The 12,955-nt window shown below is 44.7% G+C and carries 12 protein-coding genes and 1 pseudogene; 1 reads left to right on the top strand and 12 read right to left on the bottom strand.

Going from position 1 to position 12,955, the window contains the following annotated elements; genetic code table 11:
* The 12 genes and pseudogenes from BUB85_RS21855 to cls all read right to left on the bottom strand — a co-directional run.
* Positions 1 to 205: pseudogene (locus tag BUB85_RS21855) on the bottom strand (IS5/IS1182 family transposase); the annotation flags it as partial.
* 209 nt (positions 206 to 414) lie between these two features.
* A complete protein-coding gene (tig, locus tag BUB85_RS12110; protein ID WP_073110826.1) occupies positions 415 to 1,584 on the bottom strand; it encodes a trigger factor in 1,170 nt (389 codons plus the stop codon).
* A gap of 219 nt (positions 1,585 to 1,803) precedes the next feature.
* Positions 1,804 to 2,817, bottom strand: coding sequence for a LacI family DNA-binding transcriptional regulator (locus BUB85_RS12115; protein WP_073110828.1), 1,014 nt, complete (start codon positions 2,815 to 2,817; stop codon positions 1,804 to 1,806).
* 26 nt (positions 2,818 to 2,843) lie between these two features.
* Positions 2,844 to 3,998 (bottom strand): M20 family metallopeptidase, encoded by a 1,155-nt coding sequence (locus BUB85_RS12120; RefSeq protein WP_073110830.1) that lies wholly within the window; start codon positions 3,996 to 3,998, stop codon positions 2,844 to 2,846.
* A gap of 6 nt (positions 3,999 to 4,004) precedes the next feature.
* Positions 4,005 to 4,745: a glutamine amidotransferase gene (locus BUB85_RS12125; protein ID WP_073110832.1), complete on the bottom strand. Its 741-nt coding sequence runs from the start codon at positions 4,743 to 4,745 to the stop codon at positions 4,005 to 4,007.
* A 15-nt stretch (positions 4,746 to 4,760) separates the two neighbouring features.
* The gene (locus BUB85_RS12130) at positions 4,761 to 6,014 is read right to left on the bottom strand and encodes an amidohydrolase family protein (protein ID WP_073110834.1); all 1,254 of its coding nucleotides are present in this window, start codon (positions 6,012 to 6,014) and stop codon (positions 4,761 to 4,763) included.
* Between the two features lie 4 nt (positions 6,015 to 6,018).
* Entirely contained in the window at positions 6,019 to 7,299 is a 1,281-nt protein-coding gene (locus tag BUB85_RS12135) for a M20 family metallopeptidase (RefSeq protein ID WP_073110836.1), read from the bottom strand.
* A gap of 14 nt (positions 7,300 to 7,313) precedes the next feature.
* The gene (locus tag BUB85_RS12140) at positions 7,314 to 8,129 is read right to left on the bottom strand and encodes an energy-coupling factor ABC transporter ATP-binding protein (protein ID WP_073110838.1); all 816 of its coding nucleotides are present in this window, start codon (positions 8,127 to 8,129) and stop codon (positions 7,314 to 7,316) included.
* Between the two features lie 11 nt (positions 8,130 to 8,140).
* Entirely contained in the window at positions 8,141 to 8,989 is an 849-nt protein-coding gene (locus BUB85_RS12145; protein ID WP_073110839.1) for an energy-coupling factor ABC transporter ATP-binding protein, read from the bottom strand.
* Complete coding sequence (locus tag BUB85_RS12150) at positions 8,977 to 9,774, bottom strand: energy-coupling factor transporter transmembrane component T family protein (protein WP_073110840.1); 798 nt, start codon at positions 9,772 to 9,774, stop codon at positions 8,977 to 8,979. Before BUB85_RS12150 ends, BUB85_RS12145 begins: the two co-directional genes overlap by 13 nt.
* Positions 9,775 to 9,947: 173 nt before the next feature.
* Positions 9,948 to 10,538, bottom strand: a complete 591-nt coding sequence (locus BUB85_RS12155) for a hypothetical protein (protein ID WP_073110841.1) — start codon at positions 10,536 to 10,538, stop codon at positions 9,948 to 9,950.
* Between the two features lie 295 nt (positions 10,539 to 10,833).
* Complete coding sequence (gene cls, locus BUB85_RS12160; RefSeq protein ID WP_073110843.1) at positions 10,834 to 12,309, bottom strand: cardiolipin synthase; 1,476 nt, start codon at positions 12,307 to 12,309, stop codon at positions 10,834 to 10,836.
* 153 nt (positions 12,310 to 12,462) lie between these two features.
* On the opposite strand from cls, the gene BUB85_RS12165 reads away from it, so the two are divergent.
* Complete coding sequence (locus tag BUB85_RS12165; protein ID WP_073110845.1) at positions 12,463 to 12,906, top strand: hypothetical protein; 444 nt, start codon at positions 12,463 to 12,465, stop codon at positions 12,904 to 12,906.
* Positions 12,907 to 12,955: the final 49 nt, after the last annotated feature.

Raw genomic sequence — 12,955 nt, forward strand, 5'->3', positions numbered from 1 at the left:
GCATCTGTTTTGGCGTTGCAGTATTTTTCCGAATCCGGAAATAAGTCCCTAATAAATCTGAAATATTCATCTCCTCCACGAATTGACTTAGCAAACGCACCGAATCATTATCTGGGATTATGTAATCGATATTTAGTGGCAGTTTTAGTTGATAAAAATCTTCTGCCAGAGTATAATTCTTTTGTAAGATTTTATTTATTAGCATAAGTATATTTTACACCTTTTGCCAGGCTTTTCGAAGCCTGGCATTTGTGTTTTTGCATAAAAAAGGAGCTGCGCACTAATTACTTAGTGCGACAGCCCCAATTTATACTGTCTATTATGTCACGATATTTTTGTCACTTCGTACTTTTTTGCCCGCCTGTCCATCCTACCGGATAAATCAATCCAGTATTCTGGTTCCACTCCGGCAGGTTATTCTGCACTCTCTGTCGTATTTTCTGTATCCGTCGTAGATTCGCTGTCTGATGAGGAATCTGTTGTCGTGTCGGTCGTTGTCTGCTCATCGGTCGTCTCAGTTGCCTCAACCTGTACGCAGCTCTCCACCAGATAGTCTGCAACCTTGTCCTGAAGAACAATCTGCTTCAATGTATCCTCACCGACCTGATCGATCAGATCGTCTGTACTCTCGTAGCCGTAATTCTCCGCCAGTGTCTTATACTCCGCCTTATATTCTTTGTCGGAAAGGTTTAGTTTTTTCTTATCTGCGATCAGCTGGCACGCAAGATTCTTCTTTACTGTATCCTGTGCAGCAGTCTTCACCTGTGTGGTAAAATCATCCTCTGTCATTCCAAGATACTGGTTCAGGAAGTCTGTATATTCCATTCCATAAGACTCTGCCATGCTCTTGTAGTAGTCGGTCATTTCGTCCACCTGGCTTTTCACATCGTCCTCCGGATACTTCTTCACTTCGGTCTTCTCCAACAGTGCATCAATCACTTCACTCTTAAGACTTTCCTTTGTGGAATCCTCGTAGTTCTTCTCAAGCTCCTTCTTTACTTCTTTCTTGTACTCCGCAACGGTCTTGGATTCCTCACTGTTCTCTTTTACCCATTTATCTGTGAGTTCCGGAGCAGTGGAGATTGAGATTGATTTAATTGTAATTGTAAATACGGCCTTCTTTCCCGCATAATCCGTATTTGTATAGTCATCCGGGAACTGAACCGTGATGTCAAATGTCTCTCCGATATTGTGTCCGATGATCTGTTCCTCAAATCCCTTGCTGTCACCGTTCGCCCCGATAAATGAGCCGGAACCGATCAGCAGTGAATAATCTTTGGCAGATCCACCGTCAAATTCTGTTCCATCGATCTTGCCTGTATAGTCGATCACAGCCGTATCGCCTGACTCAACTGCTCTGTCGGTAATCTCCTCAGTCGTTGCTTTCCCCTGCAGATTGCTCGAGATCTGTGACTCTACCATGTCATCTGTCACTTCTGTTGCACTGACCTTCTCAACTTCCAATCCCTTATACTGGGAAATGGTGACGTTATCATTCGATAATTTTCCGCCGGTGCTGCTGCATCCTGCAAGCATGGACACTGCGCAAAGACCTGCAAGTAACGTTATTAATTTCTTTTTCATTTCTACACCTCTTATTTTTATTTCACGTAAATCGTAAACATGCTCTTTTCGTTATACCATATTTGCTGTAGAATTGGAACCCTTTTAGGATTATTCACACTTATTTCACGCTATTGGGGGAGGGCTGTCGGCAGCAGCAAAAGCATGGGAGTTCATTGCAGATTTTTACAACCTTCTGCAATGAACTCCCATGCTTTGATCTGGATCGCTCATCTGTTCTTAGTTTTGTTTCACGCTGAAACGTATCACAATTTCCGGATCAAATTCTATCCGTTCATACTTCCCGTCTCCCTGCTGAATCCCTTTTATTACCTGTCTCACCGCTTCAATCCCCATGTCATACACCGGCTGCCGGATTGTCGTAAGGGGCGGTGTGATAATTTCCGAAAAAGTGACGTCATCATAACCGATCACCGAAAAATCATCCGGAATTTTCTTTCCGATTCTCCCCGCATACCGGTAAACACCGTACGCCGTCAGATCATTATACGCAAAGATTGCTGTAACACCCTTTTTCATTAGATATTCTGTGCCCTTTTCACCGCCGTCGATATCATAATCACCTTCATACATCAAAGACGGATCCAATTTCATGGAATATTCTTTCAATGCTTTCTCAAATCCCTTGGTACGATCATTGGAATCTGCCAAATCATTCGGTCCGGTAATGCACCCGATTCTGCGGTGTCCCATATCCAGCAGATATTTCCCCGCAAGATAACCGCCCAGTTCATGATTCACAATAACCGCCCCGCAATCCATCTGAGGCGAGAAACGGTCAAGCATAACAAACGGAATATGGTTTTCATTCAGAATACTAATCGTCTCAGATAATCTTTTCTTCGTATTCTCTCTCGCCATACACAAAATAATTCCGTCCACACTTTTATCAATCAACGCTTGAATATAAGCCACTTCCCTGTCATGGTGGTTATTCGTGTTACATAAGATCAGATTCCATCCATGTTCATGACATCCGTCCTCGATTGCCTTTGCAATCATCGCAAAAAAACTGTTACTTACGTCAGAGAGAATCAACCCGATTGTCTTACTCTGGCGTTTTACTAAGCCAACTGCCATCTGATTAGGACGATAATTTAACTCTTTTACAGCTTTAAATACTTTTTCCTTCGTGCTTTCAGGTATGGAATCCGCTTTGTTATTCAATACCATTGATATCGTCGTTACAGAAAGCCCCGTATGGTTTGCAATATCTTTGATTGTAGTTCGCATAAAAATCCCTCGTATTTCTCTAACTATCAAATATTATTGCATAATTGGAATAAAATAGCAATTACATTGGAATATTTTCCCAATTGTACATACTCATTTGCTTTATGACACATATCAGGTTCTCCGGGGCCTAGCAGAAGGACCGGAAGATTTTTCCACTTTTCACACAGTACCGAAGCATCCGTAAAATAATTGATGCCAATCAGCTTCAACGGGGTATCGGCCCCCTCTGAAACTCCTGGCAGTTCTTTAAAGCGTGCAATCCACTCGCTGTCCTCTGCAAGTTCAACCGCCGGCCGGTTGTTTTCCACCTCGAAGTAAAAGCGAATCGGGTTGTGATTCTGTCCGGTAAACTTATTGACAAGTTCCTGCACTTTCGTCAGCACCTGCCCGTCACTCATCCCCGGAATCAATCTGATATCCACGGTAAACTCCGCAAGATCAGCTGTCATATTGGGTGCCGTCCCGCCACTGCACAAGTTAATCTGCATCGTTGCATTTCCAAGAATCTTATGAGAAAATGTCCGTATCCAGTTCTTCAGTTCCAGTAACAAAAGAACCCCCTGCTCGATTGCATTCGCTCCCCGCTCCGGTTCTGCGCCATGGCTTGCGCTTCCCTCCACTTTCAGGTTCAGCCACATGCACCCCTTTTGAGCAATTCCAAGATTACAGGCTGTCGGCTCTCCAATCAACAAAAGTTCCGGTGACTGCATCTCTTCCTGTTCCAGAAAGTATCTTGCACCCAGTCCATTTTTCTCCTCATCGCAGCTGCCGAGAAATACAATTGTTTTCTCGGGGCAGAACTTCTGCCTTCCAAGTTCCCCCAGCACATATACCATTGCAGCCAGACCGCTTTTCATATCACTTGCACCGCGGGCATATATTCTGTCATCCATTCTCACCGCAACTGCCGGATTATGATCCCACGCCTTAAGATCTCCGTAGGGCACCGTATCTATATGGCCATTCCACAGAATAAAGGCAGGCGATTTTCCTTTTAATACTGCAATCACATTGCTGTGAGTCTCATCGATTTTCTGAATCCGCGTTTCCAGTCCGCAGTCATGCAAATAGGAGGCGATGAACCGCGCTACAGCGCCTTCATCGTCCTTCCCATTTACACTCGGTATATTTAAAATTTTTTCCAGTAAAATTTCGGCATCCATATATCTGCATTCCATCCGACTCTACTCCGTAAGCCAGCCAACGATTCCCTGCCAGAGCTTATCGTAATACTTCCACTCGCAAAATTCCTGTGGCGCCCAGTGTGGCGCGCAGTCTGTTGTGACGACTGCCGATTTTCCTTTCCCATAATTGCCAAATGCAATAAACGGATCGCCTTCTACCTCTGCCGCGACAAATGCATCTTCCTTTGCAATTGTCTTATTATATCCCAAAATATCCGGAAACAATTCCGGCAGATCCGCCAGCGCGTCGTGCTTTGCTGTCATTCTCGGGGTTACACCTTCACAGTGCTCCATGCGGTCATCCACGGTCAGCACTTCTACTGGAAGTACCTCCTGCACTGCGGTGTCATGCCATTTTCCTTTTGCATCCACCCCGGAAAACGTCAGGTAGCCTCCCACCATAATCAGCGCACCGCCCTCCAGCACATAGTCCCGGATAAGCTTTGCACGATTTGGCCTTTTCTCGCTTTTCAAAAAAGTTACTCCCGGGAGCAGCAGTGTATTCGCCCCAATATCTGATAAAATCACACAATCATATTGTGAAAGTTCTTCCATGGTAAATGGGAACTCCGCATTTGCAAGATGGTTCGGCAGAAAATCCACCTCATGTCCACCGTTTTCAAGTGCTGCCTTTAACCATTTTTCCCCAGTTTCATAAACCGATGTATAAAATGAATCGAATCCTTTCACGTGAACCGTTTGGCTCATCCACGATTCCCCAGCCAATAATATTTTACCCATCTCTTCTTTAACCTCCTAAATTGAATATATTGATGCATCACCAATTTTTAACTTTGTTGTTCCAAACCTGCTGACCCAGTTTCCCGCATATCCATGTCCGCGGATAAAGCGATTTTCAAATGAAGTCAGCTGACCATTTGTCATGACATACGTTGCCAGCTTGTCATTTGGATCAACCACTGCCAGATTCGCATATGCATGCTTTTTCAACGTCCCATAACATTCTGTCCATTCCCTGCAACCGGTAATTCTCCCCAGATAGTCTGCCGGATTTTTCGTCATCATCGCTACAGCCGCACTGCGATCCAGCACACCTTCTTCCGTGAGTTCCAGGATACACGGGATATTGTCCCTGGTATCTCCAAATCCTTTCATAGTAGACTGGTTTTGTCCATCCGAAACCAGAATGTCAATGATGCCTTCCCGAACCGCCTCAAGTGCAAGCTCGCGGGAACCTTTTGTCATCTGAAGCCCTTCCCTGCTACCAAGCCCCTTTCGAAGCATAGTTGTCACAAATTCCCCTGTGACATTTTCTTTTTGGCACAAATCGATCACCTGCTTTATCCCGGCCTCCGGCTCCGCATGTGTTCCGCATCCGGCAGCATTTGTATGTCCCAGATGAATTTCCCGTCCTTTTGCCATATCCACAAGATGGCTGGTGTGAAAAGGATCCTGCGTATGCGACATGAAAACCAGTCCGGCCTCTGAAGTAATGTGATAGAGCCGTTCAATCCATGTATCCGACAAAAGGAAATGCCCCATATGTTCCTTGATACCAATGCAATATTGCGCTGTCTCATTTGTCACACGGTTATGGGACAGCTTTTCTGCTTTCTTCCCGCTCTCCAGTTTTCCATGAAACAGAGCAATCAACTCTTCGTCGGAAAGCTGCGTTCCAAGAACATTCAGCGCCCCCAGGTATACCCCTGCGTTTAAGGGAAGCCCCCGGTCGACCTCCGCGCCAAGCAGTGCGGGTGACATAAGCGTATTTCCTGCTCCCGGTGATAATGCTGTCGTCACCCCGTCTTCTACCGCGCCGTAAGGTGTTGCCGTATGTATTTCAAACAAATCTGCCACATGCAGATGCATGTCAATCAGCCCCGGCCAGACCTCCAGACCTTCGCAGGAAATCACGCGGTCACCGTCCTCCGGTATGATTTCCTTTCTCATATCACATATTCTGTCTGCATCAATCAGAATGTCCTGCACTTCATTGATACCCTGAGAAGGGTCAATAACCAGGCCGCCTTTTATAATTATTCTATTCATCACTTTATTTTTCTGCCCACTCCAGTATTAGGTTCACATAAATCTTGATAGCATCCAGATATTGATCTACCGTCACATATTCATTTACCGTATGGCACTGCTCCAGTGAGCCCGGTCCATATTGGAGTGTCGGGCACTTCACGATATTGTGCCAGGTTCTGGAATCACATCCGGCAGGGGAGCCCACAATCTTTACCGGACGCTCCATTGCATTTTCATAGGCATTCTGGAATGCCGATACAAATGGATGAGACAAATCCATTTCAAATGGATTACCTGTCTGATAAATGCTGATTTTAGGCTTATGTTGGCTGAGCCATTCGTCACCCTCGCAGCGCTTCAAAATAGCATCCGTATATTCCTGAACAACCTGCTCATGGCTCATCACTCCGGGGAGATAATGAACACAGGTTTTAAAACTGCAGTAATCCGGTATGGTTGAACCTGCCTCGCCGCCACAGATTACCCCTACGTTGCTGGATGGCGGTGGCAGCAGCTGGTGTTTATATTTCAGCAGCCATCTGTGCTCCAAATCGTCAATTGCCTGCATCAGCAGGTACGCTTTTTCAATGGCATTGACTCCTGCCAGCTTCAGACCCGAATGAACCGCGATTCCTTCCACTTCTACCTCAAAAAATACCCAACCCATATGCGCTGCGATCAATTCATAATTTGTCGGTTCGCATACTACAACCGCATCTGCCTTCACACCGCTCATTGCCGCGCAGAGAGAACCGTTTCCTCCACCCTCTTCGTCACATACCGTTGCATATTTTACAGTAATAGGAAATTCTTTCCCCGCATCACGGAATACCATACTTGCCATAATGCATGCCATAAGCCCGGCTTTCATGTCCGCAATTCCAAGACCTGTGATCCGGTCGTCGATCACCTGTGGCTCCAGTGGCGGAATGTCCCACGCCTTCAGGTTATCTGCAGGCATATGGTCGATATGCCCGTTAAACAAAATGGACTTCTCGCTTTTCCCGTTCAGGGTTGCATAAACATTAAATCTGTTTTCATAGTTGTGTCCGGTATTTCCTTCCCTGTACAACTCCTTGCATTTTAAAATGCTTTCTTCCTTCAACGGGTCTTTCTCCACGGAATCCGCCTGCATTTCGTTGAAGAGCTGTACCAGGTATTCCTGCCCAGCCCCCTCCAGACCGCCTTCGATGCCATGGCCAATATCATGCGTATCAATACTTGCCAGCTTTAACAGGCAGTCGATATATTTTTGTTTATTTTTTTCAATCGTTTCATTAACCCATTTTTTGTCTTCTTTCATTTTCTACGCTCCTGTTATTGAACATCTATCCTGCTGGATAATACTTCCACAAGCTCCGCCGGGTTGAGAATGTCTTTTCCAAGTCCCAATTCTGCCCCGATAATTCCCATATCTGTCCGCTTAATTCTGCTCTCCTCAATAATTTCATCTCTGGAGAAGATTTCTTTTGCCGTTCCGTCCGCAATAATATGCTTATTCGCCATTGCGATGACCCTTAAAAAATTTTCCGTCACAAACTCCATATCATGGGTAATGGTAATCACTCCCACTTTCTTTTGCTGTAAAACGTCCAGAAGGTTTGATAATATTTTCGTTCCAACCAGATCCTGCCCGGCTGTTGGCTCATCTAAAATCAGATATTGTGGCTCGATTGCCAGAATCGCTGCAATCGTAACAAATTTTCGAATCGTATACGGAATTTCAAAAGGATTGCTTTTCAAAAACGTTCGGATATTCAAAATATCTGCCGCTTCGTCCACATTTTTTTTGACTTCTTTTTCCGATTTCTTATAGTACCTGGGCATATAAGCAATTTCATCATATACACTCTGATTAAAAATCTGATCATCCGGATTTTGAAATACATAACCTACATATTTTGCAACCTGCGCTGTCGTATAATCCTTTGTATTCATATCATTTACAAATACATTCCCATTCGTCGGCTTATTCAAGCCGTTCATTAACTTTACTGCCGTTGTTTTTCCTGCACCGTTTTGCCCCACGATTGCAACTCGTTCGCCCTTCTTTATCACTAAGTTCAGATTTTCGTTTGCAAGGAAACCATTCGGATACCGGAAATCAACATTTTCCAATTGGATTTGACTCATTTTTTCCTCCTCTAGCTGCTCATCCTCGTCCTCAGCTGACGAATACAGTCATCTTTGGTTACGGGTACGTGGTCCAGATAAATATTTTTCTGATTCAGTTCATGGTTCAATAAAACAGTGTGGGGAAGCATGGCGCCTTTTTCCATCAGGCTTATGTCGGAAAGCACCTCTTTTGTCGGACCGCCTGCAATGATTTCACCTTTATGCATAACCAGCATTTCATCTGCATATTGTGCCAGCAGATCAATCTTATGTTCCACAAGTATCACCGTTTTCCCCTGCTCTTTTAACATGTGGATAATTTCGAAGATACCTGCTGTCCCTTCCGGATCCAACTGTGAGGTTGGTTCGTCAATGACAAATGCATCCATATCCATCGCGATGACTGAGGCAAATGCAACTCGCTGTCTTTGACCACCCGAAAGCGCATTGGGATCATTCTGCAATAGGTGTTCAATGTTCACAAGCTTCGCAATGTTTAAAACCTTGTCGATAATTTCCTGTTTTGGGACACCTAAGTTCTCAAGACCGATAGCGATCTCTTCAAACACTGACTTTTTCACACCGCTGATCTGAGTGAACGGATTCTGAAACACATATCCAATCTGTGTGGACAGCAGATCAATATTTACTTTTTTGATATCTTCTCCGTTCACAATGGTTTCTCCGCGGAGTTTTCCTTTATAAAAGTGGGGAATCAATCCCCTGAGAAGATTGCACAGTGTCGTTTTTCCGCCTGCATTCTCTCCGATAATTCCGTAAAATTTTCCTTTTTCAAACGTATAGCTGATATTTTTGAGGGCAGGCTCCTTCATCAGTGGGTAAGTATAAGTCACATCCTTTAATTCTATAAAAGCCATAATGCAATCCTCCCTACAACTAAAGCGACAAACAAAACGTCGATTAAAATAACAAATGCTTTTTCCTTCACAGTTACTTTTGGTAATTCTATTAGGAAAGAATTTTGTACGGGAGCGGAAAATGCACGGGCATCCATGGCGATGGATTTTTCTTCTACGCCGGAAACCGCATTAATTACCAATGGCCCCATAACCGGAATATACGCTTTCGCGCGTTTCCATAAATTTCCATCCGTCTCGATTCCCCTTGCCTTCTGGGAATCCATAATGACATTTGCGCTCTGTCCCAGATCACTGATTGTCTGAAAAGAGGACAATATAACAAATGATACGGTGTGGGGAACGCCTATCTGTTCTAATGCGTAAGTAAAATCTTCCCATTCTGTCGTCTGAACAAATAAAACAACCACACCACTAAACGACAATACTTTTGAAATCAGACTCAGCCCTGATTGAATACTTTCTATAGAGACATGTATTCCCCACAGCTGAAAAATCATATGTACCCCCGGAGAAAATGCCGCTTTAACACAGAACAAAAACAGTCCGAATAACAGCATGATCTTCCAGTAAACCGATAGGTAGTTTTTTAATCTCCCTGCCAGAGCTGCAATCAGAAATAGTAAAACTACCATGAAGAATCCATACTGATATTTACTAACGAAAAAAACGCTTAATCCTAATACTAAAAAAATATTTAACCTATTCAGCGGATTGAGATCCCGGATTATATTTCCATAACGTCTCGGCTCCAGAAAATGATTCGCAAATTCCAAATTATCCATTTTATCCTCCTACAGTAAAGCGGACATTCTGAATCCGCTTGGCTACTTCCTCATGATCATCCGGCAGCTTCTCTGCTGAAACAAGCATCCCTCACCTCGCCATTTAGTGTGCACTTGAAGTGTGGGATGCTTACGGAGGATCAAAGAATGCATGTTTTTATCGTTTACATCTTTTAATCTTCTTCGTCCATATCCTTGATAAAGAATCTTGCATTCGGGAGCTTTACGAGTAATCTATCCGGTATTGCTCTCAGAATGAAGAACACAATGATCATAACAATCACTTTATCCATCGTCTCTGTCACTAATTCACTCACAAAGGTTGCCGGAAGAACAGACCATCCTGAAGCCATCAGTGCTGTAACGATAACTGATGCGCCGGTTCCAACAAACCCACCCAGTAAGAATGCAGTTGTCGGTACCGCCAGCGCCGTACTCATACAGGCTGCGATAATACCATTTACAACAGTTCTTGGGATTGACTTAAACCGCTCGTATTTAGCAAAGAAATGAGCCAGTACCGCAAAGAGCATTCCGATCTCGATATACAACAGGTTCGTCGGCAGGGTAATGGAGTTCAGCAGCTGTGTCAAAACTGCTACAATCAGTCCCGGAAGGATTCCACAGGTCGAACCTACGATAAAGGTTCCGATACTGTCAAGGTAGACCGGCAATTTCAGCATTATTGCAAGTTGTCCACCTACAACATTCACCGCAATACCGATTGGGAGTAAAAAAATTGTTAATTTGTTCCACTTTTTCATAATATACACGTCCTTTCTTTCTTGAAGTTTTTAGTAAAACGATTCAGTAAAACGTTTTACTATGTTTTAACATAATCTTATTACTTATTTTATAATTTGTCAATTCTTTTTTTATATTTCGACAGAATTATCTGTTTTTTGCAGACTATTCCTTAATTGATTGCAACTATCAGAGGTGATGTCGCATGCTTTATCAAAAAAAAATAATACCTAACAGATAATTTGCAGGCCTCCTCGCCCCAATTTCTATTAGATATTATTTTTTCTGACTTACAATACATAAAAAATCAGCACGCTACAGCAACGGCGACAACAGCCTCGAAAACTGTTCCTTTACCCTGATAACAAAGCCCCGCTCATCGTATATCTTCCGCGTGACCTGCGTCGATCTCATCATGTCATTCTCGAAAGCGCGCTCCAGCCTCTGGGTCGTCCGCTCACTGTAGATGACCGCATTCACCTCGAAGTTCAGCCCGAAGCTGCGGATGTCCATGTTCGCCGTGCCCACGGTTCCGACCATGCCGTCCACGGTCAGTGTCTTCGCGTGGAGAAAGCCGTTGTTGTAGACATAGCACTTCGCCCCGGCCGCCACCAGCTCACCCACATAGGAGTAAGTGGCCCAATACACAAACGGATGATCCGGCTTGCAGGGCACCATGATCCGCACATCGATTCCGGACCGGCTGGCGATCATCAGTGCGTCCAGTATGGAATCGTCCGGAATCAGATACGGCGTCTGCAGGTAGATGTGATCCGTCGCGCTGTGGATCAGCCGGAGATAGTTGTCCCGGATTGCCTTCGTCTTAGAATCCGGTCCGCTGGTGATGATCTGGACCGGGTCATGGCCGTTCCGCCGGTACTGTGGAATGTCAAACAGCTCATCCCGCAGGAACAGATTCTCCTTCGACGCATAGTTCCAATCCAGTACGAAACGAACCGCAAGAGACGTCACCGCTGCACCCTCGATGCACAGATGCGTGTCGCGCCAGTAGCCGAACTTCTTGTCCATTCCCAGATACTCCCGCCCCACATTGTAACCCCCGACAAATCCAATCCGTCCGTCGATGACCACGATTTTCCTGTGGTTGCGATAGTTGACGCGCAGTTGTAGTTTCCCCATCAGCGCCGGGAAAAACTCGGCCACCTGGATTCCGGCCCTCTCGATCCGCTCCCAGTCACGGTTACGCATTGTTCGGCAGCCCATGCTGTCAAAGAGAACGCGCACCTCCACGCCCGCCTTCGCCTTGCGGATGAGAACCTCCTCAATCTTCTGCCACAGTTCGTCATTTCTTATTATATAATATTGAAAATGAATGTATTTTTCTGCCTGCTCCATCTCCTGGAGCAGTGCGCGGAACTTTTCCTTTCCATCCGTGTAAATGCGCACGTCATTGTTATCTGTAATCACCGACTCCCCGGCCTCCAGGTTATAGAGAATCAGGTTCTCGAACCGTTTCATTTCCGGGTTGGCAAGGCGCATCCTCTTTCGGTAAATGTTGTCCTCCTGGCGGCGGACGGCATACTTTAATTCCCCCTCGATCTCTTTCATTTTAAACATTCTGCTTTTGTGAAAGTCCTGACCGATCACCAGATACAGGACAAATCCCAGAATCGGGATGAAATATAACAGCAGAAGCCACGTCCACACAGTCTGCGGCGATCTTCTCTGAAAAAATATAATCACAAGCGACAGGAGGATGTTGATGATCAGAAGATTGTTCATAAGAAAATCCCAGCCGTCTCCAAGTCCTGTCCAAATCGTTTCTATCATAAGCGGTACTCCTTTCGCCATGCATTCATTATACAGTGTTCATGTAAGAAAAGTAACCCCTAAAACGTCAAATCGCTTGCACTTATCCTGAAACAATGGTACAATAAATCGCAGTAAAATGCTGAAAAAAGAACTATTTAGGAGGGTAATGTTGTGAGTTTAGGGTTAAAAATATTAATTGGAGTTTTAATCGTGCTGATCATCGCATTGATTGTTTTATATTTCCTCGGGAAAAGAGCTGAGAAAAAGCAGGCAGAACAAAAAGAGCAGATGGATGCAGCGGCACAGAACGTAACCATGCTGATTATCGATAAAGGCAAGATGCGTCTGAAGGATGCTGGGTTCCCGTCCGTTGTACTCGATAACACACCGAAGTACCTCAGACGTTCCAAAGTACCGGTTGTAAAAGCAAAGATCGGACCGAAAGTAATGACACTGATGTGCGATGCACAGATCTTCGATCAGGTTCCGGTTAAAAAGGAAGTCAAGGCAGTCGTAAGCGGCATCTATATCACAAGTGTGAGAGGACTTCGCGGACCACTCGAGACACCGGTTAAGAAAAAAGGATTTTTTGCAAGATTTAAAAAAGATAAATAGATTCAATCGGGGACAGGTCAAATGACAATTGGGGACGTAGCAAAGTTGC

Origin of the sequence: Hespellia stercorisuis DSM 15480 (assembly GCF_900142165.1) — a bacterium.
Lineage (GTDB): Bacteria > Bacillota > Clostridia > Lachnospirales > Lachnospiraceae > Hespellia > Hespellia stercorisuis.